This is a genomic window from Parabacteroides sp. AF17-3 (assembly GCF_003635445.1).
GTDB lineage: Bacteria > Bacteroidota > Bacteroidia > Bacteroidales > Tannerellaceae > Parabacteroides > Parabacteroides goldsteinii.
Window position 1 is genome coordinate 64,738 of record NZ_QTMM01000021.1, and the last position, 26,300, is coordinate 91,037.

The 26,300-nt window shown below is 50.1% G+C and carries 24 protein-coding genes and 2 pseudogenes; 18 read left to right on the top strand and 8 right to left on the bottom strand.

Annotated elements, in window-relative coordinates:
* Positions 1-218: 218 nt before the first annotated feature.
* A complete protein-coding gene (locus DWW91_RS27730; protein ID WP_158599475.1) occupies positions 219-380 on the bottom strand; it encodes a hypothetical protein in 162 nt (53 codons plus the stop codon).
* Positions 381-831: 451 nt separating this feature from the next.
* Between DWW91_RS27730 and DWW91_RS23620 the strand changes: the two genes are divergently transcribed.
* The 8 genes from DWW91_RS23620 to istB all read left to right on the top strand — a co-directional run bounded on the left by DWW91_RS23620 (position 832) and on the right by istB (position 6,078).
* Positions 832-1,167: a molybdenum ABC transporter ATP-binding protein gene (locus DWW91_RS23620; protein WP_122329090.1), complete on the top strand. Its 336-nt coding sequence runs from the start codon at positions 832-834 to the stop codon at positions 1,165-1,167.
* A gap of 7 nt (positions 1,168-1,174) precedes the next feature.
* Positions 1,175-1,390, top strand: a complete 216-nt coding sequence (locus DWW91_RS23625; protein ID WP_122329091.1) for a hypothetical protein — start codon at positions 1,175-1,177, stop codon at positions 1,388-1,390.
* A gap of 11 nt (positions 1,391-1,401) precedes the next feature.
* Positions 1,402-1,623, top strand: a complete 222-nt coding sequence (locus DWW91_RS23630; protein ID WP_122329092.1) for a hypothetical protein — start codon at positions 1,402-1,404, stop codon at positions 1,621-1,623.
* 12 nt (positions 1,624-1,635) lie between these two features.
* Positions 1,636-2,064, top strand: a complete 429-nt coding sequence (locus DWW91_RS23635) for a PcfK-like family protein (protein ID WP_122329093.1) — start codon at positions 1,636-1,638, stop codon at positions 2,062-2,064.
* The gene (locus tag DWW91_RS23640) at positions 2,061-3,344 is read left to right on the top strand and encodes a PcfJ domain-containing protein (protein ID WP_122329094.1); all 1,284 of its coding nucleotides are present in this window, start codon (positions 2,061-2,063) and stop codon (positions 3,342-3,344) included. The genes DWW91_RS23635 and DWW91_RS23640 overlap by 4 nt, the downstream gene beginning before the upstream one ends.
* Positions 3,345-3,368: 24 nt before the next feature.
* Positions 3,369-3,671 (top strand): hypothetical protein, encoded by a 303-nt coding sequence (locus DWW91_RS23645; RefSeq protein ID WP_122329095.1) that lies wholly within the window; start codon positions 3,369-3,371, stop codon positions 3,669-3,671.
* An 86-nt stretch (positions 3,672-3,757) separates the two neighbouring features.
* Positions 3,758-5,290 (top strand): IS21 family transposase, encoded by a 1,533-nt coding sequence (gene istA, locus DWW91_RS23650; RefSeq protein ID WP_117694571.1) that lies wholly within the window; start codon positions 3,758-3,760, stop codon positions 5,288-5,290.
* Positions 5,287-6,078 (top strand): IS21-like element helper ATPase IstB, encoded by a 792-nt coding sequence (istB, locus tag DWW91_RS23655; protein WP_010800357.1) that lies wholly within the window; start codon positions 5,287-5,289, stop codon positions 6,076-6,078. The genes istA and istB overlap by 4 nt, the downstream gene beginning before the upstream one ends.
* 102 nt (positions 6,079-6,180) lie before the next feature.
* On the opposite strand, the pseudogene DWW91_RS23660 reads toward istB, so the two are convergent.
* From DWW91_RS23660 to DWW91_RS23675, 4 genes and pseudogenes are all read right to left on the bottom strand, one after another.
* A pseudogene (locus tag DWW91_RS23660) lies at positions 6,181-7,785 on the bottom strand (DNA topoisomerase); the annotation flags it as partial.
* 59 nt (positions 7,786-7,844) lie between these two features.
* A complete protein-coding gene (locus DWW91_RS23665) occupies positions 7,845-9,422 on the bottom strand; it encodes a DUF3945 domain-containing protein (RefSeq protein ID WP_122329096.1) in 1,578 nt (525 codons plus the stop codon).
* A gap of 19 nt (positions 9,423-9,441) precedes the next feature.
* Positions 9,442-9,792, bottom strand: coding sequence for a helix-turn-helix domain-containing protein (locus tag DWW91_RS23670; protein ID WP_122329097.1), 351 nt, complete (start codon positions 9,790-9,792; stop codon positions 9,442-9,444).
* Between the two features lie 3 nt (positions 9,793-9,795).
* The gene (locus tag DWW91_RS23675; protein WP_122329098.1) at positions 9,796-10,152 is read right to left on the bottom strand and encodes a helix-turn-helix domain-containing protein; all 357 of its coding nucleotides are present in this window, start codon (positions 10,150-10,152) and stop codon (positions 9,796-9,798) included.
* A gap of 208 nt (positions 10,153-10,360) precedes the next feature.
* Here DWW91_RS23675 and DWW91_RS23685 point away from each other — a divergent pair.
* Positions 10,361-10,653, top strand: a pseudogene (locus DWW91_RS23685) (helix-turn-helix domain-containing protein).
* Between the two features lie 34 nt (positions 10,654-10,687).
* Entirely contained in the window at positions 10,688-10,993 is a 306-nt protein-coding gene (locus DWW91_RS23690) for a helix-turn-helix domain-containing protein (RefSeq protein WP_008645571.1), read from the top strand.
* A 74-nt stretch (positions 10,994-11,067) separates the two neighbouring features.
* Here DWW91_RS23690 and DWW91_RS23695 read toward each other — a convergent pair whose 3' ends face one another.
* Both DWW91_RS23695 and DWW91_RS23700 read right to left on the bottom strand, forming a co-directional pair.
* Positions 11,068-11,430 (bottom strand): RhuM protein, encoded by a 363-nt coding sequence (locus DWW91_RS23695; protein WP_122329099.1) that lies wholly within the window; start codon positions 11,428-11,430, stop codon positions 11,068-11,070.
* Between the two features lie 13 nt (positions 11,431-11,443).
* Positions 11,444-12,679, bottom strand: a complete 1,236-nt coding sequence (locus DWW91_RS23700; RefSeq protein WP_122329122.1) for a site-specific integrase — start codon at positions 12,677-12,679, stop codon at positions 11,444-11,446.
* A 359-nt stretch (positions 12,680-13,038) separates the two neighbouring features.
* Here DWW91_RS23700 and DWW91_RS23705 point away from each other — a divergent pair, with 359 nt between their 5' ends.
* The 7 genes from DWW91_RS23705 to DWW91_RS23735 all read left to right on the top strand — a co-directional run bounded on the left by DWW91_RS23705 (position 13,039) and on the right by DWW91_RS23735 (position 24,240).
* Complete coding sequence (locus DWW91_RS23705) at positions 13,039-14,595, top strand: ATP-binding protein (RefSeq protein ID WP_199722625.1); 1,557 nt, start codon at positions 13,039-13,041, stop codon at positions 14,593-14,595.
* Positions 14,596-14,825: 230 nt separating this feature from the next.
* A complete protein-coding gene (locus tag DWW91_RS23710) occupies positions 14,826-16,712 on the top strand; it encodes an amidophosphoribosyltransferase (protein ID WP_048314730.1) in 1,887 nt (628 codons plus the stop codon).
* Positions 16,709-17,815, top strand: a complete 1,107-nt coding sequence (carA, locus tag DWW91_RS23715; protein ID WP_007658373.1) for a glutamine-hydrolyzing carbamoyl-phosphate synthase small subunit — start codon at positions 16,709-16,711, stop codon at positions 17,813-17,815. The genes DWW91_RS23710 and carA overlap by 4 nt, the downstream gene beginning before the upstream one ends.
* Before the next feature lie 159 nt (positions 17,816-17,974).
* Positions 17,975-21,199 carry a carbamoyl-phosphate synthase (glutamine-hydrolyzing) large subunit gene (carB, locus tag DWW91_RS23720; protein ID WP_122329100.1) on the top strand — a complete coding sequence of 1,075 codons (3,225 nt, stop codon included), beginning with the start codon at positions 17,975-17,977 and terminating at the stop codon, positions 21,197-21,199.
* Between the two features lie 350 nt (positions 21,200-21,549).
* Positions 21,550-22,290: a (Fe-S)-binding protein gene (locus DWW91_RS23725; RefSeq protein ID WP_122329101.1), complete on the top strand. Its 741-nt coding sequence runs from the start codon at positions 21,550-21,552 to the stop codon at positions 22,288-22,290.
* Entirely contained in the window at positions 22,287-23,654 is a 1,368-nt protein-coding gene (locus DWW91_RS23730) for a lactate utilization protein B (RefSeq protein ID WP_122329102.1), read from the top strand. The genes DWW91_RS23725 and DWW91_RS23730 overlap by 4 nt, the downstream gene beginning before the upstream one ends.
* 1 nt (position 23,655) lies before the next feature.
* Positions 23,656-24,240: an LUD domain-containing protein gene (locus DWW91_RS23735; RefSeq protein WP_007658367.1), complete on the top strand. Its 585-nt coding sequence runs from the start codon at positions 23,656-23,658 to the stop codon at positions 24,238-24,240.
* A 75-nt stretch (positions 24,241-24,315) separates the two neighbouring features.
* Here DWW91_RS23735 and tpx read toward each other — a convergent pair whose 3' ends face one another.
* Complete coding sequence (gene tpx, locus DWW91_RS23740) at positions 24,316-24,894, bottom strand: thiol peroxidase (RefSeq protein WP_122329103.1); 579 nt, start codon at positions 24,892-24,894, stop codon at positions 24,316-24,318.
* A 262-nt stretch (positions 24,895-25,156) separates the two neighbouring features.
* Here tpx and DWW91_RS23745 point away from each other — a divergent pair, with 262 nt between their 5' ends.
* A complete protein-coding gene (locus DWW91_RS23745) occupies positions 25,157-26,047 on the top strand; it encodes an aldo/keto reductase (protein WP_199722628.1) in 891 nt (296 codons plus the stop codon).
* Positions 26,048-26,300 lie beyond the last annotated feature (253 nt).

Sequence of the window (26,300 nt, forward strand, 5' to 3'; positions counted from 1 at the left end):
ATGAATCTCCCTGATTTTTTTCTATCTCATACAAGTTTTCCGTAAAAGCGGTTTTATTTATCGGCACACCATCGCCCAAAAGGATTTTGAACGAACGTGTGTCGACTATTGCATAAGCGGAGAAAAGGGCTTTGCCTCACGCCTAAGCAACAGTTTAGACTGATGAGGCAAAGCCCATTTCTTTTGTGCTTATGCCAAAGAGGTGCTTTTACGGCTTTTCAGATGATTTTTCTTTTTCGCTGTTCTTTTGAGCCGGAAGCGGAAAGCCGTGTATGACCGCTTGTCCATAAATGAAACAAGCCGTCACCCACAGCAGGCAAACCGGGAAGAATGATTTTATCTGCCCGCCCCGACACGTCAGGCCGGACAGATAGAACCATACTTCCTTGCAGGTGGTTTGCCCGGTTTCACGCTACTGGCTATGTCCTTTTTTGTTGGGGGCTTCCTTTTCCACGGATTTCTCTTTTGAAGTTTTCAGTCTAATCTGCCTCTACTTCCGTTTACCTCCATTTTCGCGCCTTTCAGTGAGCCGCATCAGGCAGTCATTTCCGTTCTGGGCGCAAAGGTAACTCCGGGATTTGACGGGAAAGCAAGGTCAAGCCTCCTGTTTTCGGGAAAAATCTCCAGCCCTTCGGGTAGTATTTTTCCCTAAAAACCTTGCATTCCCTAATCCCTACCTTTTTAAGCACCCGAAACGAAAACGACCGATGCGACAGAAAGACGCATTAAAAAAAATGTCGGATAAACGAGAGGCAGATAAGATAGTTTGAAACTCAACTCCCTCAGCTCTTGAATCCGCATTAAAAACAAAAAATCAAAAACAGAACGGATATGGGAACAACAATAGCAACAAAATTCGTGGCTTGGGAAGTGCCGATATTGGAAGCACTGAAAGGCAGTAAGGTTTACATTCTTCGTGAGAAACTGAACAACGGAGGACAGATGAACCGAGAGGAAAAGGATTGGCTCACCGAAAAAGTGAACAGCAACACCTATTTCAAGAGCGCAGTACCCCTGCAAGGCTGGAGGTTTGACTTCTCCGATGTTCTACGCACGTTCCTCGTGTGCCAATACGGACATTGGACGGAATACAAGGCAACAGACAAGACCGGACTTCGCAGATACCTATACGGCAGGATAGACAACATTGTAGAACTTGAAAAATAGCGAAAATATGACGGCAACGGCAGACTTCAGACAAATGGCGCAATACATGGGACTTGCAATATGCACTCTAATCATGCGCACCACCCTTTGGGTGTCCGGCATCCTTTGGGGCATCGTCAGAGAGATAGTAAACGGAGTGTTCCGAGTTGCGATAGGCATCATCGTGGCTATCCTTTCCACAATCGCCTTCTTCGGCTTCATCCTTTGGTTATTCACCCTTTAATACCTACCGACATGACAAAGAGAAGAAGCAAGACAGTGGAGCAACAATGCAGATACTACGAGGTAGGCAACATCTTCGAGTACATGGTGGAAACGTACATCAACGGCAACATATCCGTATTCCGTGAACTATACCACGAACTGAACAAGGACGCACGGAAGGACTTTACGGACTTCCTTTTGAGCGAGGTGGAGCCGACTTATTGGAGAGAGATACTGAAACTGACAATCTAAAAAGACAGCGATATGAAAACGACAGACCATTTCAAGAGAACGATACAGATGTATTTGGAGCAACGTGCAGCGGAAGATGCGCTCTTTGCCAAGAATTACCGCAACCCTGCCAAGAACATAGACGATTGTGTGACCTACATTCTGAACTATGTGCAGAAAAGCGGTTGCAACGGCTTCACGGACGGGGAGATATACGGACAAGCCGTACACTACTATGACGAGAACGAAATAGAGGTGGGCAAGCCTATCCAATGCCAAGTAGCCGTGAACTATGTGGTGGAACTCACCGCAGAGGAAAAGGCGGAAGCACGGCAGAACGTTATCCGACAATACCAAGACGAGGAACTCCGCAAGTTGCAGAACCGCAACAAGCCGAGAACCGCCACCAAAGCGACCATCCAAGAAATACAACAACCCTCATTATTTGATTTAAGCTTATGAAACCGAGAACACACATACAGCAGGAAGTCGCGCATCTGAGCAAGCGACTACCGAGATTGACCGCCACGCAAAAGGCATACGCTTTCCGCCATTGCTTCAAGCATTATGCAATCAAGAGAGCGGACGGCACGAACATCTGTACCGAGTGCGGACATTCGTGGAAGAGCGACCACGACCTTGCAGACACCCTTTGCGGATGCATCTGCCCCCATTGCAGTATGCAGTTGGAAGCGTTGCGTACCCGAAAGAGTGTTTTCAACGACAATGAGTATTTCTCTATCGTCACCACCAGCAAGCAGTACCAAGTGATACGCTTCTTCTTCGTCAAGTCCCGATACAAGGCAGGGCAAGCAGCCGAGTATTCCATTTATGAAGTGGTGCAGAGGTGGATTTCACCCGATGGAAAGACAACCACCGTTGCCCGACTGCGTGGTATGTCAATGTTGTATTATGACCAATGGTCTGAATACAGCGACATGGAAGTGCGCAAGAACAACAGACTTCACGCATACGATATAGCACCTGTGTGTACCTATCCCCGACAGCGTTTCATCCCCGAACTGAAACGCAACGGCTTCAACGGGGACTATCACAACACACTGCCGTATGACCTTTTCACGGCTATCCTTTCCGACAGCCGAGCCGAAACACTCTTGAAGGCAGGGCAATACGCCATGTTGCGCCACTATATCCGCAGTTCCTTTGACATGGGACGGTATTGGGCATCCGTCAAGATTTGCATCCGCAATGGTTACACCATTTCGGACGGCTCCGTATGGCGTGACACCATCGACCTACTGCGGCATTTCAGCAAGGACACGAACAGCCCGAAATACGTCTGCCCTGCCGACCTCAAAGCGGAACACGACAAGTTGGTGGCAAAGCGCAACCTGCAAAGGGAGCGTGAGCGGACGGAACAGCAACGGAAAAAGGCGATTGAGGACGAGAAGAACTATCTGAAAGCCAAAGGCATCTTCTTCGGACTTGTGTTCTCCGACAGCCTTATCTGCATCAAGGTCATAGAGAGCGTTGAGGAAATGGTGGAGGAAGGGCGGATGATGCACCATTGTGTGGGTGGTTATCACAACAAGGCAAACTCCCTTATCCTATCCGCCACCATTGACGGCAAACGGATTGAAACGATAGAAGTGTCACTGAAAACGCTGAAAGTGGTACAGAGCAGAGGGGTATGCAATTCCAATACCGAGTACCACGACCGCATCATCCGACTTGTGGAGGACAATACCGAACTTATCCGTCAGCGGATGAACGCAGCATAATATCAACCTATAATAAAGAACAATATGGAAGTAAGATTTGAAAGCATGGTTTGCTTGTGGGACGATAAAATCCCCACGATGTTCCTTGAATTTATGAACCTCCTCACTTTTTGTCAGAGTGAAGAGCGGTTAAGGGCGGGTGTAAAGGACTTTGCCGAGAAACACGAACTTGACAAGTTCTTCCTTTACGGCTTCGGCTCACACCATTTCTACCTGTACCAACGCTACACAAGCAATCCCGAAATGGTGATACGGAACAGAGTGCTGTCAGTACATGTAATCGGTAACTTTGTCTCGTCAAAAATCGGAAAAGTAAAATCGACATGATTAGAAAAAAATAGCATTGTAATTTTGTAGTGCCAACTATTAATTACAATGCTATGACCGAGACTTCCAAATAAAAGAAGTATCTAATGTGGAACAAAGTTAAAGAATTATTTTCATCCGGCCTAAACAAAAGCCAGATAGGTTTGTCTTTAGGCCTTCACCGTCAGACGGTGTCCAAGTATCTGTCTATGACAGAAGATGAGTTCATATCTAGCCAGAGCTATGACCGGCATTACGGGCATAAGCTTGACGCTTACGAGACTTATGTAGTGGAGGAGCTTGTTAAATGGCCTTTTCTGTCCGCCCCTCAGATCCATGACAGGTTAAAGGAGAATTTTGTGGATCTTCCGGCAGTTACTCCCAAAACGGTTTTCAACTTCATCAACCGAATTCGTTTGACACATAATCTGCCCAAAGAGGTGGAAAAGAGTTACCGTCCCTATGAGAAGCAGCCTGAGACTCCTTATGGAGAATACGCCCAATGTGATTTCGGCGAGCGCTGGATGCGAACCTCTCAGGGGCAGTCTCTAAAAGTCTATTTCTTTGCGATGTCCCTGAGCCGGAGCAGGTACAAGTTCGTGTATTTTAGCCGGACACCGTTTACCACCGCACTTGCTGTCTATGCCCATGAACTGGCCTTTGAGCACTTCGGAGGTATACCCCGGAAAATCATTTATGATCAGGACAAGGTATTGCTAGTTAAGGAAAACCTTGGCGATCTGGTGCTTACCAGCAGCTTCCGTGCCCTGGTTCGGGAACATGGCTTCGAGCCCGTATTCTGCCATAAGTCCGATCCCCAAAGTAAGGGTAAGATAGAGAACGTGGTCAAATATGTGAAGTACAACTTCCTTCGCGGTCGTGAGTTTATCGACATCGACCTGCTGAACAAGGATGTCCTGAGCTGGCTGGAACGTACAGCCAACGGTACGGAACACCACGGCATACGTCGTGTCCCTTCCGATGAGTTCGAGAGGGAAAAAACATATCTCATGCCTTATAAAGGAGTCCCTACAGTACCTTGTGAAAAGCTCGTGCCACATCATGTGCGCAAGGACAACGTGATAAATTACAGGGGCAACTATTACACCGTTCCTACGGGAACTTACCGCGGCTATCAGACGCTTGTCTATCTGGAAGAAAAAGAAGGCAAACTGCACATCTATAGCCATGATACGGGCAAAACCCTTGCCAGTCACAAGATAAGCGGTGACAAGGGACGCCTGATCAGCAACACCTCGCACCGGCGTGACCGAGAAGCCTCACTGAACGACTATGAGGCTTCTGTGCGCAAGGAGCTTCCCCAGAGCGCAGTGGTTGACGAATACCTCTCACAACTGCGCGTACATAAGGCTCGCAACTATCGCGACAACCTCCAGTTCATAGCCCGCCGGCATGGGGCATACTCCAATGCCACACTTACCCGGTCTTTCACTCAATGCCTTGAGGCAGGCGTCTTTAACGGATGCCGCCTGATGGAGGTAGCCGAGTACCTTAGAGTCCATAATGGGGAGGCTCTTATCGAGGTGCGGACGGAAACGGAACCTTTACCCCAGGCAGACACCTCCGGCATGACCCCTGAGAAAACAGATATATCAATCTTTAATACACTCTTCGTATGACAATCAACGAACAAATCAGAAGCTTGTGCTCACGCCTGCGGCTATACGCCCTTCCACGTCTGTTGGAATCCGAGGCTCATCTGGCACAGGAACAAGGAAAGACCCATGTAGAGTTCCTTCATGACCTGCTGGCCCGTGAGGTGCAAGAGAGGGACAGCAAAGACTTCCAACGACGTCTGAAAGCGGCGGCTCTGCCGGCAAGGCATGATCTCGACCTTTTTGACCACAACTACTCGCAAGGTATAACCGCCCCCAGACTACGCGATCTGCGCCGACTTGGATGGCTCGAGCAGAATTACAACCTGATACTTATGGGACCATCGGGTACAGGCAAGACCTTCATCGCCGCAGGCCTCGTATATGAGGCCGTAGGACAAGGATACAAAGCATATATGGTTACGATGGAGGATGTCATAAACACCATTAAGATGAAAAGCCTGATGCCTTCAGCCATGAGTGCCTATAACCGTCTGCTCAAAGCCGATCTGGTAGCCATCGACGACATCATGCTCTTCCCGGTGAAGAAAGAAGATGCTGCAGGATTTTTCAACCTAATCAACACGCTTCACGAGAAAGCATCGCTGATAATCACTACCAACAAGGCACCAACAGAGTGGGCAAAAACACTGGATGATGAAGTACTCGCTTCCGCTATACTTGACCGATTATTATATCACTGCGAGGTAATAAAACTCTCGGGACAAAGCTATCGGATGGGAAATCGAAAATCTATTTTTGAAACCGGAAAAGACTCATCTTTGGCTGGGGGTACCCCCAGCCAAAGATGACCAGTATCCTAAGACAATCAATATTATAAACGGAGGGTCTCGAATATCATATGTCGATTTAACTTTACCGAAAAATGTCGATTTAAAATTTGCTTATTACACAAGCCCTTTTTCAGTCGGTACAAGCGATTTCTTGCAGCGTTCCATGTATCCGCGCTTGAAGAGCGTTTCGATAATCGCCGCACGGGTGGCGGGCGTGCCGATGCCGCAGTCCTTCAACGCCTGACGCAGCGTGTCATCCTCGATTTCCTTGCCCGCCGTTTCCATTGCCGACAACAGTGTCGCTTCGGTATGCAGCGGCTTGGGTTTGGTCTTGCCCTCCGTGATGGAGCAGCCTCTCAGCGTCAGCATATCGCCTTCCTTCCAACCGGGGATGGCGGTTTCTTCCTTATCTTCCTCGCCATAGACGGCACGCCATCCGGCTTGCCTGATGACGCTGCCTTTCATCGTGAACTCCACTCCGGCACACTCCACCGTGACGGTGGCGGTGTCCTTGACGCATTTCTCGGAGAACGCCTCGAACATGCGCCCGGCAACCATCTGATAGATGGTGCTGTCCTCTTTGGAGAGGAACAGCGGCTTCTCTCCCGTGACGAGCAGGGCGTGGTGGTCCGTCACCTTGCTACCGTCCACGCTTCTGCGTGTCGGTACGGCTTTCGACTGCACCTTGCCTTTCCATTCGGGCATCGCCCCGATGAAGGCGAGCAGCTTGGGGATCTCGGTGAATACGTCTTCGGGGATGTAGCGGCTTCCGGTTCGCGGATATGTGATGAGTTTTTTCTCGTAGAGCTTCTGTGCGATTTCAAGCGTCTGTTCCGCCGTGAAGCCGTGTTTTGCGTTGGCTTCCTTCTGGAGCGTGGTCAGATCGTACAGAAGCGGAGTTTCCTCCGTCTTCTCCTTGCGCTCTGCTTTTGTGACGGTGGCTGTGCCTGCCGACTTCACCTTATTATATAGTTCCGTCGCGGGCTCTTTCTCTTTCCATTTTTCGGAAGAGGAAAACTTCACCGTTCCTTCATCGCAACCGTCCGTTGCGATATGGAGCTGCCAGAAGGCTTCGGGTGTGAAGCGGCGGTTCTCCCAATAGCGTGCGCACACCATCGCCAATGTAGGTGTCTGCACCCGTCCGACGGAGTACGTGCCGTGTCCGGCGGCGGTGGAGAGTGCCTGCGTGCCGTTGATGCCCACGAGCCAGTCTGATTCGCTCCGCGCTTTGGCGGCAAGATAGAGGTTGTCGTATTTGCCGCCCGCTTCAAGGTTGCGCAGTCCCTCGCGGATAGCCTTGTCGGTAAGCGAGCTTATCCAGAGGCGGACGAACGGGGTGGTGCATCCGGTATAATGGTAGAGGTAGCGGAAGATAAGCTCACCCTCGCGTCCGGCATCGGTCGCCACGATGATCTGTTCGCTTTCCTTGAATAGCCGGGCGACGGTTTTAATCTGAGCCACCACGCCGCTGTCGGGCTTGTAGCCCTTCTCCGTCTTTACCTGACGGGGGACGAGCGTGAAGGTGTCGGGGATGACGGGCAGGTTGTCACGGACGAAGCCGCGTATGCCGTAGCCGTCGGGCATGGCAAGCTGCACGAGGTGTCCGAACGCCCATGTCACGGCGTAGCCGCCTCCCTCGAAATATCCTTCCCCTCTCTTTGTCGCGCCCACGATACGGGCGATCTCACGTGCCACAGACGGCTTTTCTGCAATGATTGTCTTCATATTTTTTTGTCGTTTTGAATTTTACAAATGTTACTTCGGATTTAGTGGCGGACACGGGATTACATCTTCATGCCCTTATTGTTTCTTTTCTGCTGCTGTTGCTGTGCGGCATCCTTCGGGGCGGTCTGTCCCTTCCGCAACGGCTCTTTCAGGTTCTTGGTAGCCTCGTTGGTCTTGCCCTCGCTGTTCACCGCCACCTGCGTGCGGCTCTCGTTGGAAGGTGCGACCTTCTGCGCGTTGTCGGGGTTGGTGTCGTAGCGGTACGGGCGTCCCTTCTCCGGGTTGAACCTGATGTACATCGTGGCGTGGAAGCCCTGCTTATCGGTCACGTTCTCCAGCTTCACGGCTTTGCCCGCCACGTAGTCGGCTTTCTGCTGCTCGGTGAAGTCCACGCCGCTCCATTTGCTGATGGGGCGGATGCTGCCGTCGGCGTTCGTCCACGTGTTGCGGCGTTGCTCCTTGTTCGTGCCCCCGGCATTCTCCGTACCCTGCGCCTGTCCCTGTGCGGGGTTGTTCTTCGTTTCCTGCGTCCGGGCGGTACGGGGCGACCTGCCGGTTCCCGGCACGAACTCCACGCCGCGCTGCTCCACGTTCACTTGCAGGGTGGTGACGAACTTCCTGCCGTCCTTGCGCTCGATGAGCTTGTCGCGCACGGGCAGCCCGGCACGCAGCATGTCCTGCTCCTGCTTGGTGATTTCCGTCTTGCCGATGCGCTCCGGTATGCGCACCTTGTTCGCCGGGACATCCGTGATTTCGTTCGTCTTGCGGTCAATACTGACGAACGAGGGGATGATCTCGCCCGTTTCCCTGTCCACGAGGTCCACGACCCTGCCGAGGTTGCCCGTTTCGCGCAGGTTCTTCCGGTCGTCGTCGGAGAACTTGTGTTCCTTGTACTCGTCGAGCTTCTGCTCCTTGCGGATGAAGTGCGGCACAAGGCTGACGTTGCCCTCGCCGTCCTTCTTGAAAGAGAGGCGGGCGTCCAACTCGAAAGCCTCTCCGCCGAAATTGGGCGACACCCTCACCAAGTCGGACTTGCCGTAGTTGAGCATCCTGTCAAGGTCGCCCGACTTTTCAAGGTCGTCGCGCTTCACGCCCCATTTCTCCTCCAACTCCTGCCAGTTGATCTTGCTCTCGTCGATGGGCTGGTAGCCCCGGTTGCCCTGCGTCTGCTGCGGGCTTTCCTGATTCTGTTCGTTTTTCTGTTCCATTTCTTCCTGTTTTTTAGATTCGTCATCTAGTTTCTGTTCCGGTTGTTCCTGCTTTTCGGCGGACTGCTCCTCCTGTACTTTCTTTTCGTAGCCGGAGGTGTCCACCTTGTGGGGCGTAAGCATCTCCTTGTTGCCGTCGGGGTCTTTCAGCAAGTCCTTGATAACCTCCAGCAGCTTGTCGGCTTGGTCCGCCGCGACACGGTAGAAACCGAAGCGGCTGGGTTCCTTGCACTGCCGGAAGAAGTTCTTGAAGAAGTTGTCCAGCACGTCGCCGTGCCGGTCGAATTGCAGGAAACTCTGCGCGTTCTCCGCTTTCGCGGGGATGCGCTTGGGGGAGCCGTCGGCGTTCAGCCCGGCTACCACGCTGATTTCGCCCGTCTTCTCGTCACGGACAACCAGCACGTCCTTTTCGTCTTTTTTCTTTGCCATCTGAAAAATGTTTTAATGGTTATTTTTGAAAGAAATTATGGATACGAGCCTTATAGAAGGCTATATCTTCCTTGCGGAAGTCCTTTACATGTTCGGAGAGGAACGTCAGCACGTCCGCCTCGCTGTAATAGGTCTTTTTGCCGAGCGTCTTGTAGGGCAGCGCGCCAATGCTGCGGTAGCGTTGCAGGGTGCGCTTGCTGATCTGGAGCAGCATGCACAGGTCTTGGTTGTCGAAAAGCCTGATCCCGTCCATCGGGTTCGGGGCTTTGCCGGACGGCTGCATGGAGAGCAGCATCTCGTCCTGACGGTCGAGCCGTTCCATCACCTTCTGCATCCAGCTCTCGAAATTGTTGCGGGTAAGCAGTTCCATGTCCTATGTCCTCCTTCCTTTGGGTTGGCCGCCCGTGCGCAGCGTGTGGTTGCGTTTCATCTGTTCCGGTGTCGCGGCATCACCCGTGACGGTGCTATCTTCGAGCAGGCGGTCTATTTCAGACTGCCGGTAGCGGCACTTGCCGCGCAGTACGACATAGGCGATGCGCTGTTCGCTGCGCATACGCTGGAGGGTGCGGCAACTCACGTTCAGCAGGTGCGCCGCCTCGCGGGTGGTGAGCAGTCTGTCTGGAGCTTCTTCCTTCCTCCCGCCGGAAACGGCACGCACGTGTGCCGCTATCTCGGCTATCTGTTCCGTCAATGCGGTGAAGGCGGAACTTTCCATCGTTATCACTTTCATATTCAGTCCTTTCTTTTGGTTTCTGCGACAAAATTCGGCAATAAACAAAAGGGGCTTTAACAGCTCACTACGTGGCTCACGTAAGATTTTTACGGATAATGGCTCCGTTACCCGGACAGACGGCGCAACAAGCTGCCTTTTAGCGGGAAACGGCACATGTTCAAGGCGGCTTCGTTACCTTTGCGGCAAACTCTGAAATGTTTTGCTTATGGAAATAGTATCTATCGAGAAAAAGACCTTCGAGATGATGGTGGCGTCCTTCAACGCCCTCGCGGAGAAGGTAGCCGCCCTGAGGCGCAGGAGCGACGGCGGGCGGATGGAAAGGTGGCTCACGGGCGAGGAGGTCTGCGGGCAGTTGAGGATCAGCCCGCGCACGTTGCAGACCTTGCGTGACAGGCGGCTTATCGGCTCTCGCAGATTAACCGCAGGTTCTATTACAAGCCGGAGGAGGTCAAAAGGCTCATTCCGCTTGTCGGCACGCTCTATCCCGGCGGAAAATGAATTTTATTATTCACAACCCACTGAATCCGAAATGATGATGAACGAGAACAATGAAGTGTTTACGATGGAGGACGAGCCGCTTGCCACCGTCGTACAGAACATGCGCAAAGGCTCGAAATGGCTCTCCGCCTTTCTGGAAAGTTACCGCCCGCCGTTGGACGGGGAGCGTTACCTGACGGACAGGGAGGTGGCGGAACTGCTCCGTGTCAGCCGCCGCACCTTGCAGGAGTACCGCAACAACAGGGTGCTGCCCTTTATCCTTTTGGGAGGAAAGGTGCTTTACCCCGAATCGGGGTTGCGCGAGCTGCTGGAGGCGAACTACCGCAAGCCGATGGAATAAGGCGGCTGCATGAAAAAAGGAAACGGACAACTCCTTCACGGGGCTGTCCGTTTCCTTTTTCTTTTTATGCGTGTTTAGCAATACCCGGCTTTTCCGTTCTGTATGAACATCACGTATGCCTGCCGCTTTTCCTTCGAGAGTGCCTTGCCTACCAGCCACGTGCGGAACACGTGTGCATGGTAGGTGTTCAGCCGGAAGGCGACGGGGATGATGATTTCAAGCGAGTAAACATCCGCGTGCAGCCCGTTTTCAAGCCGCATGTAGCGGCACACCTCGTAGTCGTTCAGCACGTCCGGCTTGCGGACGGCTCTGATGGCGGCGTTCACTGCCGGGACGCCCGTGTGGAACAGCCCGGCGATTTCTGTGGCGGTCATCCATATTTCGTTACCGGTTACGCTGACCGTGTTGTCCTCTATGATGATGGTTCCTCGTGTCATGGCTTCTCTGTTTTTAGATGGTGCAACCTGCAAATTCCTCGATGCCGTTCAACCTTGCGGCAAGGTTCTCCATGTCTTGGTTGAGTTTCTCTTTGGTGATTTTCGCGTAAATCTGTGTCGTTTTTATGCTCTTGTGTCCCAGCATGGAACTCACCGTTTCGATGGGTACGCCGTTGGAGAGGAACACCGTCGTGGCTGCCGTGTGGCGGCTCTGATGCCACGTGATGTGCTTGGTGATGCCGCAACGCTTGGCGACGGAACGGATTCCGGCAAGGCACGTGTTGTAGTGGGGAACGGGGAAAATCCTGCCGTTCCCGCACAGACCCCGGTATTTGTCGATGATGCGCTTTGCGATGTCGAGCAGGCGGATATTGGACACCACGCCCGTCTTCTGGCGGTTGATGTTTATCCACTCGTGTTCGTCGAAGTAGGTATGGATGTTCTCTTCCGTCAGGTTGCGCATGTCGGCGAACGACAAGCCCGTGAAGGCGCAGAACAGGTAGAGGTCGCGGTAAAGCTCCTGCTTGGCGTTTTTCAGCCTGCCCTCCATCAGCAGCCGGATTTCCTCTTTCGTCAGGAAACTGCGTGTCGTTTCCTCCTTCTTGATTTCGTACTCCCGGAACGGGTCGCGTGTGAGCCACTCGTTGTTGATGGCGATGAACACCATCGTCCGCAGCGGGCAGACATACAGCCACACGGTATTGGTGCAGCAGTGCTTGTCCGTGCGCAGGAACATCTCGAAGTCGGAGATGAAGGCGGGCGTAAGCTCTTTCAGTGCAATATTCTTCACGCGGTAGCGGATGGTGAGGAACTCTTGCAGGTGCTTGTAAACGGTCCTGTACTTCAAGAGCGTGCCTTTGGCTTTCATGCCAGCCTCCACCTGTTTCTCGTAGTCCTCGTTGTGCTGGCGGAACACCTGCATCAGCGTGTGGTAGCGGTGTTCCAGTCCGAGAAAGGCGTTCTTGACCTTCTCCGCCGTGACAAAGTTGTCACGCTCCATGATTTCCTGATAGTGTTTGTTGATGCGTACCCGCATCTTGTCGAGCATGCGGTTCGTTTCGAGTGCCGCCGTGCTTCTGCCCGTGACACGTCCTCCTTTGGTGTCCCACAGCTTGGGATCGACGGTCAGTTTGCAACTGAACTGCGTCTGGCTGCCGTCCACCGTGATGCGTCCCATGACGGGTACTGTCCCGTCCTTTTTCACTACCTGACGCTTGAGGTAGTAGATTACTGAAAATGTACTCTTCATCGTCCTTAATTTTTTTAGGTTCAAAATTAGTTGGTGAAGAGTCCGGTGTCGGTACGCAAAACGGGGAGGAACGGCGCAATCTTTTTCCGTAACCGGATTTGTTGCGTGGGTTGTCAGTAACTCACTAATCCTTAACGTCTTGTTTCGCCATCCGTGTCCGTTTGTCGCCCTTTTGGGTATGGTTACGGACAAGTAACGTATCGGTGTCCTGATTTGGCTTCAGCGGTGATTGCGATGGCTTCACGAATAATCGGAAGTACAACTGAAACCCCTGTAACTCAATTCTATCACTATATCTTTCCGCATTTCACTTTTTTGTAGTAACTTTGTGCAGAGAAATTTCAAAAAGCCGTCAGATCATGAGAAAGAAATATCCTATCGGAATACAGAACTTTGAAAGTCTCCGCAATGACGGATACTTTTATGTCGATAAAACATCGTTGGTTTACCAGTTAGTAAACAGTGGCCGGTATTATTTTCTCAGCCGCCCGCGTCGCTTTGGGAAGAGTCTGCTGGTATCGACGCTTGAAGCTTACTTCGAAGGGAAGCGTGAACTTTTTGAAGGACTGGCTATGGACAAGCTGGAAAAGGACTGGGTGAAACGTCCTGTGCTGCACATCGATCTCAATGCACAGAAATACGATACGCCGGAAAGCCTGGAGCATATTCTCCATGCAACATTATCGGAATGGGAAAAGATTTATGGTGCTCAAGCATCCGAAATAGGATTGTCACTGCGTTTCCAAGGCATCATCCGCCGGGCTTATGAAAAGACGGGCCACCGTGTGGTGATACTGGTCGATGAATACGACAAGCCTATGTTGCAGGCTATTGGCAACGAGGAATTGCAGAAGTCGTTTCGCGACACGTTGCAGGCCTTTTACGGTGCGCTGAAAAGCATGGACGGCTGCATAAAGTTTGCGTTGTTGACGGGAGTTACCAAGTTCGGCAAAGTGAGCGTGTTCAGTGCCTTGAATAATCTGAAAGATTTGTCGATGGATGAACGTTATGTTGAAATATGCGGTATAAGCGAAAGAGAGATACATCATTATCTGGAAGAAGAATTGCACGAACTGGCGAGTAAACAGAAAATGACTTACGAAGAAATATGCAACGAACTGAAAGTATGCTATGACGGCTATCATTTCGTTGAAGACTCCGTTGGCATTTATAACCCGTTCAGCCTGCTTAATACCTTCGACCAGCTGAAATTCGGCAACTACTGGTTTGAGACCGGAACGCCGACCTATCTGGTGGAGTTGCTGAAAATGCATCATTATGACCTTCACTATATGGCGCAGGTGGAAACCGATGCGGATACCTTGAATAGCATTGACTCATCGTCGACTGACCCGATACCTGTCATTTACCAGAGCGGCTACCTGACGATAAAAGGATATGACCGTGAATTTGGCATCTACCGTCTCGGTTTTCCCAACCGCGAGGTGGAAGAGGGTTTTATGAAGTTCCTGCTGCCTTTCTATGCCGATACGAACAAGGTGGAGGCACCTTTTCAAATCATTAAGTTTGTTCGTGAAGTGCGTAGCGGCGATTACAATTCTTTTTTCCGTCGCCTGCAAAGTTTCTTTGCCGACACGCCTTACGAGTTGGTGCGTGACCTGGAACTTCATTACCAGAATGTGCTTTTCATCGTCTTCAAACTGATTGGCTTCTATGTGAAGGCTGAATACCATACATCGCAGGGACGGGTCGATCTGGTGTTGCAAACGGATCAGTTTATCTACATCATGGAGTTCAAACTCGACGGTACTGCTGAAGAAGCGCTCCGGCAGATTGACGGGAAGAAGTATGCTTTGCCTTTTGCTACAGACCCCCGCAAGCTGTTTAAGATCGGGGTTAACTTTAGCAATGAGATGCGGAATATCGAGCGGTGGGTAGTGGAAGAATCGGAGTGATGTAAATGTATCAGCCTAATGCCTTTTTTTCTTACATATTATAGTTCTACCTCTTTATTTGGCTTTACATTTGTACTATTATCGAAACAATGCGGAAATATATAATAATTTAACCAAATGCCGGATAAAATGATTATTTCTATTAATATGTCAATTATTTTGCATTAATATGAACAATGTGTTTAATAAAGTGCGTATCTTTGCAGTTGAAATAAACAAGATATAACCAGATGGAACAACTTAAACATGAGTGTGGAGTCGCCATGGTCCGGTTACTAAAGCCTTTAGAGTATTATCATCAAAAGTATGGTACCTGGATGTACGGCCTGAATAAACTCTACTTACTGATGGAAAAGCAGCATAACCGCGGACAGGAAGGAGCCGGTTTAGCCTGCGTGAAGTTAGAAGCAAGCCCCGGTGAAGAATATATGTTTCGGGAAAGAGCGTTGGGAACAGGAGCTATAACCGAGATATTCGCCGCCGTTCACGATCATTACAAAGATTTACCACCCGGTAAATTAAACGATCCGCTTTTCGCTAAAGCAAACCTTCCTTTCGCCGGAGAACTTTATATGGGGCACCTCCGTTACAGCACGACCGGTAAGTCCGGTATTTCCTACGTCCATCCTTTTTTACGCCGTAACAACTGGAGAGCCAAGAACCTCGCTCTTTGCGGAAATTTCAACCTCACAAACGTAAACGACATTTTCAAAGAAATTACAGCTATCGGACAGCATCCGCGCAAATATGCCGATACCTATATCATGCTCGAACAGATGGGGCACCGTCTGGACAGGGAAGTGGAGCGTTTGTACCGGAAATATGAAGAAGAAGGATTGCGGGGCATGGATATTACACATGCGATCGAAGGACATATGGACCTGTCGAATGTGTTGAAACGTTGCGTGCCGACCTGGGACGGCGGGTTTGTGATCTGTGGCCTGACCGGTAGCGGCGAGTCGTTCAGCGTGCGCGATCCCTGGGGCATCCGTCCGGCTTTTTATTATGCCGACGACGAGATCGTGGTGCTGGCCTCCGAACGTCCGGTGATCCAGACGGCAATGAACGTGCAAGCCGGGGATATAAAGGAGTTGCAGCGTGGAGAAGCGATGTTTATCAGTAAAGACGGCCGTTTCCGTACTTCGCAGATCGTGGAGCCGGAAGAGAATAAAGCCTGTTCGTTCGAACGTATCTACTTCTCCCGGGGCAGCGATGTGGATATTTACCGCGAACGGAAGAAGCTGGGGGAGAATCTGGTGCACCCGATATTGAAAGCTGTCGATTACGACATCAAACATACAGTCTTCTCCTTCATCCCCAATACGGCGGAGGTCGCTTATTTTGGAATGCAGGAGGGGTTGAACAACTACCTGAACAAGCTGAAGAAAGAGTGGATTGCCGACCGCAGCCACCTACTTCAGGAAGAAGAACTCGACCAGATACTTTCCATGCGTGTCCGTGCCGAAAAAGTAGCGATTAAAGACATAAAGTTGCGTACCTTTATCGCCGAAGGCAACAGCCGTAACGACCTGGCCGCCCATGTGTACGATATAACTTACGGAAGTATCGAACCATTCGTTGATAATCTGGTTGTAATAGATGATAGCATTGTTCGCGGAACAACCCTGAAACAAAGTATTATCGGTATCCTGGACCGCCTGCATCCGCGGAAGATCGTGATCGTGTCTTCCTCTCCGCAGGTACGTTATCCGGATTATTACGGTATCGACATGTCGCGGATGAACGAGTTTATCGCTTTCAAGGCCGCAGTCGCTTTGCTGAAGGAACGGGGCATGGAATCCGTTATCACCGAGGCATACTGGAAAGCCAAGAAGCAACAGGCGAAGGAGGAAGGTCCGATCGTCAACTATGTGAAGGAGATTTATGCGCCGTTCACCGACGAGGAAATATCCGCCAAGATGGTCGACCTGCTTACACCGGCCGGTACACGCGCCAAAGTGGAGATCGTTTATCAGACGTTGGAAGGCCTACACGCTTCTTGTCTGAACCATCCGGGCGACTGGTATTTCTCCGGCGATTATCCGACTCAGGGCGGTGCACGCATGGTGAACAATGCCTTCATACATTATATGGAAGAAGAATATTTAGTCAAATGACACAAGATACAGATTATATGCAAACAGAGAAAACAGCAACTTTGATCTTAGACGACGGGACTGTTTTTCGCGGCTTTTCTTTTGGCTGTGAAAAAGAGGTAACCGGCGAAGTAGTGTTCAACACTGCCATGACAGGTTATCCGGAAAGCCTGACCGACCCTTCCTATGCCGGTCAGCTGATGGTGTTAACTTATCCGCTGGTAGGAAATTACGGTGTACCCGCCCGTACGTTTGGGGCGGATGGAATTGCCACTTTCATGGAGAGTGAAAAGATACATGCCGATGCCATCATCGTAAGCGATTACAGTCATGAGTATAGTCATTGGAATGCTGTAGAGAGTTTGGGAAGCTGGTTGAAAGAAGAAGGTATTCCCGGAATTTATGGGATCGATACACGTGCCCTGACCAAGAAATTGCGCGAACATGGCGTGATGATGGGAAAGATCGTGATTGGCGGGGAAAAAGTCGAAGCAACCGATTTCGGAGAATACGCGAATGTGAATTATGTAGATAAAGTGTCCTGTAAGAAAGTGATTACTTACGGCGAAGGCGAAGGTAAGAAACGCGTTGTCCTGGTGGATTGCGGCGTGAAACATAACATCATCCGCTGCCTGCTGAAACGTAATGTAACGGTTATCCGCGTGCCCTGGGATTACGATTTCAATACGCTGGAATACGACGGTCTGTTCATCAGTAACGGCCCCGGCGACCCGAATACCTGCGATGCGGCCGTTCAGAATATCCGCAAAGCACTTTCCGGCGATAAACCGATCTGCGGTATCTGCATGGGTAACCAATTGCTGGCAAAAGCCGGAGGCGCCTCCATCTACAAACTGAAATACGGACACCGTAGCCATAACCAGCCGGTCCGTATGGTAGGGACGGAGAAATGCTTCATCACCTCGCAGAATCATGGATACGCGGTGGATAACACGACGCTGGGTGCCGACTGGGAACCGCTCTTCATCAATATGAACGACGGCACGAACGAAGGTATCAAACATAAAACGAAACCTTTCTTCTCCTCGCAGTTCCATCCCGAGGCATGTAGTGGGCCGACGGATACGGAGTTTATGTTCGATAAATTTGTAGACCTGTTGTGAGTTTTTCCGGAGGCTTTTTTCAAGGCATGCTTGAACGAGGTTTCAACGGTCGCTTGAACGAGGCTTCAAGGCATGCTTGAACGGGGCTTCAAGGGGGCCTTGAATGAGGCTTCAAGCATCCCATGAAAAATGTTGTTACAATAAAACGAAAATTGAAAGATGAAAGAAGATATAAAGAAAGTCCTGATATTAGGTTCGGGCGCCCTCAAGATCGGTGAGGCGGGCGAGTTCGACTATTCAGGCAGCCAGGCATTGAAAGCCATCAAGGAAGAGGGCATCCAGACGGTGCTTATCAACCCGAACATTGCAACGGTACAGACTTCGGAAGGGGTTGCGGACACGGTTTATTTCCTGCCCGTCACTCCTTTCTTTGTGGAAAAGGTGATCGAAAAGGAACGCCCCGAAGGTATTCTGCTGGCATTCGGCGGACAGACGGCGCTCAACTGCGGTGTGGCGCTTTACCAGAGCGGCGTACTGGAAAAATATAATGTCCGTGTATTGGGGACTCCGGTACAGGCCATCATGGATACGGAAGACCGCGAACTGTTTGTCCGCAAACTGGACGAGATCGATGTAAAGACAATCAAGAGTGAGGCGGTGGAGAACGCTGCCGATGCCCGTCGTGCCGCTGCCGAGCTGGGTTATCCGGTGATCGTGCGTGCCGCTTATGCGTTGGGAGGCCTGGGTTCAGGCTTCTGCGACAATGAAGAAGAACTGGACGTGCTGGTCGAAAAAGCCTTCTCTTTCTCTCCCCAGGTATTGGTGGAGAAGAGCCTGAAAGGCTGGAAGGAAGTGGAATACGAGGTGGTTCGCGACCGCTTCGACAACTGTATCACGGTATGTAACATGGAAAACTTCGACCCGCTGGGCATCCATACCGGCGAGTCTATTGTGATCGCCCCGTCACAGACATTGAGCAACACGGACTATCATAAACTGCGTGAACTGGCTATCCGCATCATTCGTCATATCGGAATTGTGGGAGAATGTAACGTGCAGTACGCCTACGACCCCGAATCGGAAGACTACCGGGTGATCGAGGTCAATGCCCGCCTGAGCCGTTCTTCCGCTCTGGCGTCGAAAGCAACCGGTTATCCGTTGGCTTTCGTGGCAGCCAAATTAGGTCTGGGTTACGGCCTGTTCGACCTGAAGAACTCGGTAACGAAAACGACCAGCGCTTTCTTTGAGCCGGCACTCGACTATGTGGTATGTAAGATACCGCGCTGGGACTTGGGTAAGTTCCATGGTGTAGCCCGCGAACTGGGTTCAAGCATGAAGTCGGTAGGAGAGGTGATGGCGATCGGACGTACTTTCGAAGAGGCGATCCAGAAAGGTCTCCGCATGATCGGCCAGGGTATGCACGGCTTCGTGGAAAACAAAGAACTGGTCATTCCCGATATCGACAAGGCGTTGAACGAGCCGACCGACCGCCGTATCTTCGTCATCAGCAAGGCTTTCCGCGCCGGTTACACGATCGACCAGATCCACGACCTGACAAAGATCGACAAATGGTTCCTTCAGAAACTATATAATATCATCCAGACTGCCGGAGCCCTGGAAAGCTTCAGCAAGATAACCGGTATACCCGACGACCTGTTTCGTCTGGCCAAAGTGCAGGGTTTCTCTGACTTCCAGATTGCCCGCGCCATCTTCAAAGATAAAATGGAAGACGGCGAAAGAGCCATCCTGCAGGTGCGTCAGGATCGTAAATATCGTGGCATCCTTCCGGTAGTGAAACAGATCGATACTCTCGCCGCCGAATATCCGGCACAGACCAACTACCTGTATCTGACCTACAGCGGAACGGAAAACGATGTGCAATATCTGGGCGACAAACGTTCGATTGTGGTGCTCGGTTCGGGTGCTTACCGTATCGGTAGCTCGGTAGAGTTCGACTGGTGCGGCGTGCAGGCGCTGAACACGATTCGCAAGGAGGGTTGGCGCTCGGTGATGATCAACTATAACCCTGAAACGGTTTCGACCGATTACGATATGTGCGACCGTCTCTACTTCGACGAACTGACCTTCGAACGCGTGATGGACATCCTCGAACTGGAAAATCCGCACGGCGTGATCGTCTCTACCGGAGGGCAGATACCGAACAACCTGGCGATGCGCCTGGACGAACAGCATGTAAATATCCTCGGAACATCCGCGAAGAGTATCGACAATGCCGAAGACCGCGAGAAGTTCTCCGCCATGCTCGACCGCATCGGAGTAGACCAGCCGCGTTGGAAAGAACTTTCTTCTATGGATGATATCAATACATTCGTGGAGGAGGTAGGCTTCCCGGTATTGGTTCGCCCGAGTTACGTGCTGAGTGGTGCGGCGATGAATGTCTGCTCCAACCAGGAAGAGCTGGAACGCTTCCTTCAACTGGCGGCCAACGTCAGCAAGAAGCATCCGGTCGTAGTGAGCCAGTTCATCGAACATGCGAAAGAAGTAGAGATGGATGCGGTGGCCGATCATGGCGAGATCGTGATGTATGCCATCAGCGAGCATATCGAGTTTGCCGGTGTGCATTCCGGTGATGCGACAATCCAGTTCCCGGCACAGAAACTGTATGTGGAAACGGTGCGCCGCATCAAACGCATCAGCAAGCAGATCGCGAAGGAGCTGAATATCTCCGGCCCGTTCAATATCCAGTATCTGGCGAAGGGTAACGAGATCAAGGTAATCGAATGTAACCTCCGTGCTTCTCGTAGTTTCCCCTTCGTGAGCAAGGTGTTAAAGATAAACTTTATCGAACTGGCTACCCGTATCATGCTGGGCTTGCCTGTCGAAAAGCCGCATAAGAATGCGTTCGACCTCGATTATGTAGGTATCAAAGCTTCGCAGTTCTCCTTCAACCGCTTGCAGAAAGCCGACCCGGTGCTGGGCGTGGATATGGCATCGACCGGTGAAGTAGGTTGCCTTGGCGATGATCTTTCAGAAGCAGTGCTGACCAGTATGTTGTCGGTCGGACAGCGTATCCCGGCAAAGAATATCCTGCTCTCGACCGGAACACCGAAACAGAAAGTGGCCATGCTGGATGCAGCGAAGATGCTTGCCCGCAAAGGATACAGCCTGTTCGCTACCGGCGGAACACACCGCTTCCTGGAAGAAAACAATATCCCGAGTACCTTGGTCTACTGGCCGAGTGAAGAAGGCAAACAGCCGCAGGCACTCACCATGCTCCACGAAAAGAAGATCGACATGGTGGTCAATATCCCGCGCGACCTTTCCGCCGGAGAGCTGGACAACGGTTATAAGATCCGCCGTGCCGCAACCGACCTGAATGTCCCTCTGATCACGAATGCCCGCTTGGCAAGTGCCTTTATCGAAGCATTCTGTACCTTGTCTATAGACGATATAGAGATCAAGAGCTGGCAGGAATATAAGTAAAGAACATAGATTTTACCGATGTAAAGTGTGTCCGGCTCATTTAGTCCGGGCACACCTTTTTGTTTAGTGGAATAGGGGTTTTTATTAGATGTGTTGTCTTATCAGTAAAAACTAAAAATGAATAGATCATGAAAAGAAATGTGTGTTTACTATATTTCTGGAAGTAGATTCGGTTGTTGTCTAAAACCTAAATACCCCTTAGTTGTAATGGCTGAGGGGTATTTTTGTTTTCATTAAATAAAGTTACACAATCAGAGCGGAGAAGTTAAAAAGTAAATTTTACTTTTGTACACAGTTGTGAAACATATTCTAAATCGGAATAGTTATACTCATGTAATAATTCAACCAATATGAAGATAGGACTATTTATCCCGTGTTATATTAACGCGGTGTATCCCGAGGTTGGCGTAGCCTCTTACAAACTCTTAAAGCATTTGGGACTGGATGTCGACTATCCTTTAGACCAGACCTGCTGCGGCCAGCCGATGGCGAATGCGGGTTTCGAAAACGAATCGTTGAAACTGGCCCTGCGTATGGAAGAACTGTTCCTGCAATACGATTATGTGGTCGGTCCCTCGGCCAGTTGCGTAGCTTTCGTGAAAGAAAACCATCCGGGCATACTGAAGTCCGGAGGGCATGCTTGCCTGAACAGCGGCAAGATATACGATATCTGTGAGTTCCTTCACGATATCGTGAAACCGGAAAAGCTGCCGGCCGTTTTCCCCCATAAGGTGAGTATACATAACAGTTGCCACGGCGTGCGCGAACTGCATTTGTCTTCTCCGAGCGAAATGAATATCCCTTATTTCTCCAAGCTGCGCGACTTGTTGAAGCTGGTGGAGGGCATTGAGGTGCTGGAACCGAAGCGTATCGACGAATGCTGTGGTTTCGGTGGCATGTTCGCTGTCGAAGAACCGGAAGTCTCGGTTTGCATGGGACACGATAAAGTAAAGGATCATATGAGCACCGGAGCCGAGTTTATCACCGGAGCCGACAGTTCCTGCCTGATGCACATGCAAGGTGTGATCGAACGGGAACATCTGCCGATCCAAACGATTCATATCACTCAAATATTAGCCGCTGGATTATGAGCATGAAACATTCTATAGCTGCTGCCCGTTTCATTGCTAATAGGAAACAGGAAGCCTGGCACGACGAAACCCTTTGGATGGTCCGTGCCAAAAGAGACAAAATGAGTCATTCGCTGCCCGAATGGGAACGTTTACGCGAATTGGCCTGCGATATAAAACTATATTCCAACAGCCATTTGGATACACTGCTGGAAGAGTTTGAGAAGAATGCCATAGCCAATGGGGCAATTGTCCATTGGGCGAAAGATGCGGCGGAGCATAATGAGATCGTCGAAAGGATTCTTCAGCAGCATAATGCCCATACATTGATCAAGAGTAAATCCATGTTGACGGAAGAGTGCGGTATGAATGAGTATCTGTTCGGGAAGGGGTATGATATCATCGAGAGTGATCTCGGCGAACGTATCCTTCAGTGGATGCACCTTCATCCGAGCCATATCGTGATGCCAGCCATCCATATCAAACGTCAGGAAGTGGGTGAGATGATGGAGCGTGTGCTGGGGACGGAAAAGGGTAATTCTGATCCTACCTATCTGACGCATGCAGTCCGTAAAAATATGCGCGAAAAGTTCCTGACGGCTGATGTAGCCATGACGGGAGCTAATTTTGCTGTTGCTTCGACCGGTGAGATTGTGGTTTGTACCAATGAAGGAAATGCGGATATGGGTACTTCGTTCCCTAAAGTCCATATTGCCACGTTCGGAATGGAGAAGATCGTTCCCGACCAGGAGGCACTGGGTGTCTTTACCCGTTTGCTGGCCCGTTCCGGTACAGGGCAACCGATTACTTCTTATACTTCCCATTACCGTAAACCGCAGGATGGCGGTGAGTTCCATCTTATTATTGTAGATAACGGACGCAGCGATATCCTGGCAAAGCCCGACCATATCCGTACATTAAATTGTATCCGTTGCGGGGAATGTATGAATACCTGTCCGGTATATCGCCGGAGTGGCGGGTATTCCTATACCTATTTTATACCCGGTCCGATCGGTATCAACCTGGGTATGTTGAAGAATCCGGAAGAGTACTCCGATAATGTGTCTGCCTGTTCTTTATGCCTGTCCTGTTCGAATGTCTGTCCGGTGAAGATCGACCTGGGTGAACAGATTTACCGCTGGCGTCAGGATCTGGATAAGATCGGTAAGGCCAGTTCGGAAAAGAAAATAATGTCGGGTGGCATGAAGTTCCTGATGGAACGGCCGGGTTTATTTAATACGGCGCTGAAATTTGCTCCGCTGGTAAATAAAATGCCTCGTTTTATGATATACAATGGTTTGAATGCTTGGGGAAAAGGACGTGAGATGCCGGCATTTGCCAAAGAGTCGTTCAATGATATGTGGAAGAAAAATAAAGTAAAATAAGATGAGTACAAAAGATGATATATTGTCCCGTATCCGCAGCCATACCGGGACGCGTTACGAAAAACCGGAAATCACGTTGGATGCAATCACTTATGCAGACAAACTCAAACAGTTCTCCGACTCGCTGGAAGCAGCCGGCGGTCAGGCTGTCGTATGGCAGCCGGGTGACGACATCAATGAATTGATCCGCCGGCATTTCCCGGAGGCAAAACGTATCGGTTCGAATCTGCCCGGAATAACCGTTGCCACCTTCAATCCGGATTCTCTTTCCGATCCCAGGAAATTGAACGATACCGACCTGGCCATTGTGGAAGGCTGTTTCGGGGTGGCGGAGAACGGAGCTGTCTGGATTACGCAGCAGGTGAAGTTCAAAGCACTCTACTTTATTCCGACAGCCCTGGTAATCATTATCAATAAAGATGCTTTAGTCAATAACATGCATGAAGCCTACCGGCAGCTGGAAGGAACCGATTATAAATATGGCTTCTTTGTCTCCGGCCCGTCCAAAACAGCCGACATCGAACAGGCCCTGGTGCTGGGAGCCCATGGACCGATGAAGGTACTGGTGGTTTTGAAAGAGGGGTAAGTTCGGAATTTATCAAATGTGAACTATCTTGTCCCTGTGTCAAGCACGGGTACGAGATAGTCCTTCTTACATTCTTTACTTCGCTTTCTTTACAGCTGCAATTGCAGCTTTGTAATCCGGTTCCTGGCTGATATCTTTCACATACTGTACATACGTTATTTTGCCATCTTTGTCAATTACTACTACGCCGCGGGCAAGCAACTTATTCTCTTTTATCAGGAAGCCATAATTCATTCCAAACTCGCTTTCCCTGTAATCCGACAAGGTATAAATCCGGTCGATTCCTTCTGCCGCACAAAAACGTTCCAATGCAAAAGGGAGGTCTTTGGATAGTGTCAGGACAACCACATCTTTCCCTAAACCGGAGGCCTCTTCATTAAATCTTCTTGTCTGGGCGGCACAGACTTTGGTGTCGACGGAAGGAAAAACGGATAGAACAACGACTTTCCCTTTGAAATCGGATAACTTCACTTCTTTCATATTACTGTCTATCCCGGTGAAATCAGGAGCCATCTCTCCGATATAGGCTTTTGTACCCAGCAAGGTGACTGGCTTTCCCTTCATTGTAATTCCTTGATTATCGCCGGATGATTGACCGACTGCCATGCCGGTGGAAATCAATATACACAATATCATGTAAAATAATCTGTTCATAATCTTCTTTTTGTTATGTTTTTATAGAGAATCTATCTAAGCAAATATAAAGAAATCAGAGGGGATGGGATGATATTTTCCTATTCATTTTATCTATCGGCTGATAGATATAGATGATCGGATATATATTTAACGGATACCTTCGGATAAAAGGATAGAAAATATTGGCTTTTAAGTGAATAGTATTATTTTTGTGGAAGACTTAATCCGTATTCACGAACATAATACTCAATATTCTTTTACCATGAGCAACGTAGAAATGATGAACAGAAGAAAATTTATCCGGACAGGTGTTGCCGGAGTAGCCGGATTGTCTCTGGCGCAGGTGGGATGGGCTGATATACAGCGGGTGCTTCCTCCAGATGTGTCGGTCGATAAAGTAAAGCTGGGAAATACCGGACTGGAAGTCTCACGGATCGCTTTGGGGACCGGAACGAAAGGCTGGAACTATGAATCCAACCAAACCCGTATCGGGTTGGATAATTTTGTGAAACTGGCTCATCATGGCTATGAACGCGGACTCCGCTTTTTCGATATGGCCGATATGTACGGTTCACAACCTTTTGTCGGTAAAGCCTTGAAGGAGTTACCCCGTGAAAAGGTCACCCTGATGACAAAGATGTGGACGTATGATGAGGGTTCGGAGAAAAGGGAACCGGTCCGGAAAACGCTCGACCGCTTCCGGCAGGAAGCCGGTACCGAGTATTTCGATATCCTGCTGATGCATTGTATGACTGACGGCAATTGGCCGGAAACGCGTAAATTTTATATGGAAGGGCTTGCCAAAGCAAAGGAGGAAGGCATCGTAAAAGCCGTCGGTATTTCTTGCCATAACTGGGATGCAATGGCTGAAGCCGCTCAAAATCCGTGGTGCGACATTATCCTGGCCCGCCTGAACCCATTCCAAAGCCATATGGACGGTACTCCGGAAGATGTAAACGCCCTCCTGGGCAAAGCCCGGGAAAACGGGAAAGGTATTATGGGTATGAAGATTTTCGGTGAAGGAAAACATGTTACTGATGAAGAACGCGAACATTCGATACATTTTGCCGTCACAGAAAGCAATCTGCATTGCATGACACTCGGCCTGGAATCGATCGCCCAAATGGACGATGCAATCGAAAGGGTGATGAGAAATGTAAAAAACAGCTGATAATTATTCTTTCTAGACGGATAACTACCCGTGACCGGATGGGTAGTCATCCGTTGCTTAGCCGATGCCTGTTCATTTTTTAGTCAAATATTTGTGTGTTTATTCCGGGAAATACCTATCTTTGCCCCATCATATTATAAATACCTCCGATGAAAATATCTAAGTAAGCCGGTTTCAGAACATATAATTTAAAAGGTTCAATCTCTGTTGAACCGATTTCTGTATAACCATCCCGGCTATTTCATGCGCTTAT

What these genes read in the sequence shown, in the direction of transcription:
- DWW91_RS23635 (WP_122329093.1), top strand. Translation starts at nt 1,636, where the DNA reads ATGAAAACGACAGACCATTTCAAGAGAACGATACAGATGTATTTGGAG.
- DWW91_RS23730 (WP_122329102.1), top strand. Translation starts at nt 22,287, where the DNA reads ATGAGCATGAAACATTCTATAGCTGCTGCCCGTTTCATTGCTAATAGG.
- DWW91_RS23620 (WP_122329090.1), top strand. Translation starts at nt 832, where the DNA reads ATGGGAACAACAATAGCAACAAAATTCGTGGCTTGGGAAGTGCCGATA.
- carB (WP_122329100.1), top strand. Translation starts at nt 17,975, where the DNA reads ATGAAAGAAGATATAAAGAAAGTCCTGATATTAGGTTCGGGCGCCCTC.
- DWW91_RS23705 (WP_199722625.1), top strand. Translation starts at nt 13,039, where the DNA reads ATGAGAAAGAAATATCCTATCGGAATACAGAACTTTGAAAGTCTCCGC.
- istB (WP_010800357.1), top strand. Translation starts at nt 5,287, where the DNA reads ATGACAATCAACGAACAAATCAGAAGCTTGTGCTCACGCCTGCGGCTA.
- DWW91_RS23645 (WP_122329095.1), top strand. Translation starts at nt 3,369, where the DNA reads ATGGAAGTAAGATTTGAAAGCATGGTTTGCTTGTGGGACGATAAAATC.
- DWW91_RS23725 (WP_122329101.1), top strand. Translation starts at nt 21,550, where the DNA reads ATGAAGATAGGACTATTTATCCCGTGTTATATTAACGCGGTGTATCCC.
- DWW91_RS23695 (WP_122329099.1), bottom strand. Translation starts at nt 11,430, where the DNA reads ATGACACGAGGAACCATCATCATAGAGGACAACACGGTCAGCGTAACC.
- DWW91_RS23665 (WP_122329096.1), bottom strand. Translation starts at nt 9,422, where the DNA reads ATGGCAAAGAAAAAAGACGAAAAGGACGTGCTGGTTGTCCGTGACGAG.
- istA (WP_117694571.1), top strand. Translation starts at nt 3,758, where the DNA reads ATGTGGAACAAAGTTAAAGAATTATTTTCATCCGGCCTAAACAAAAGC.
- DWW91_RS23690 (WP_008645571.1), top strand. Translation starts at nt 10,688, where the DNA reads ATGATGAACGAGAACAATGAAGTGTTTACGATGGAGGACGAGCCGCTT.
- tpx (WP_122329103.1), bottom strand. Translation starts at nt 24,894, where the DNA reads ATGAACAGATTATTTTACATGATATTGTGTATATTGATTTCCACCGGC.
- DWW91_RS23675 (WP_122329098.1), bottom strand. Translation starts at nt 10,152, where the DNA reads ATGAAAGTGATAACGATGGAAAGTTCCGCCTTCACCGCATTGACGGAA.
- carA (WP_007658373.1), top strand. Translation starts at nt 16,709, where the DNA reads ATGACACAAGATACAGATTATATGCAAACAGAGAAAACAGCAACTTTG.
- DWW91_RS23735 (WP_007658367.1), top strand. Translation starts at nt 23,656, where the DNA reads ATGAGTACAAAAGATGATATATTGTCCCGTATCCGCAGCCATACCGGG.
- DWW91_RS23710 (WP_048314730.1), top strand. Translation starts at nt 14,826, where the DNA reads ATGGAACAACTTAAACATGAGTGTGGAGTCGCCATGGTCCGGTTACTA.
- DWW91_RS23670 (WP_122329097.1), bottom strand. Translation starts at nt 9,792, where the DNA reads ATGGAACTGCTTACCCGCAACAATTTCGAGAGCTGGATGCAGAAGGTG.
- DWW91_RS23640 (WP_122329094.1), top strand. Translation starts at nt 2,061, where the DNA reads ATGAAACCGAGAACACACATACAGCAGGAAGTCGCGCATCTGAGCAAG.
- DWW91_RS23630 (WP_122329092.1), top strand. Translation starts at nt 1,402, where the DNA reads ATGACAAAGAGAAGAAGCAAGACAGTGGAGCAACAATGCAGATACTAC.
- DWW91_RS27730 (WP_158599475.1), bottom strand. Translation starts at nt 380, where the DNA reads ATGGTTCTATCTGTCCGGCCTGACGTGTCGGGGCGGGCAGATAAAATC.
- DWW91_RS23625 (WP_122329091.1), top strand. Translation starts at nt 1,175, where the DNA reads ATGACGGCAACGGCAGACTTCAGACAAATGGCGCAATACATGGGACTT.
- DWW91_RS23700 (WP_122329122.1), bottom strand. Translation starts at nt 12,679, where the DNA reads ATGAAGAGTACATTTTCAGTAATCTACTACCTCAAGCGTCAGGTAGTG.
- DWW91_RS23745 (WP_199722628.1), top strand. Translation starts at nt 25,157, where the DNA reads ATGAACAGAAGAAAATTTATCCGGACAGGTGTTGCCGGAGTAGCCGGA.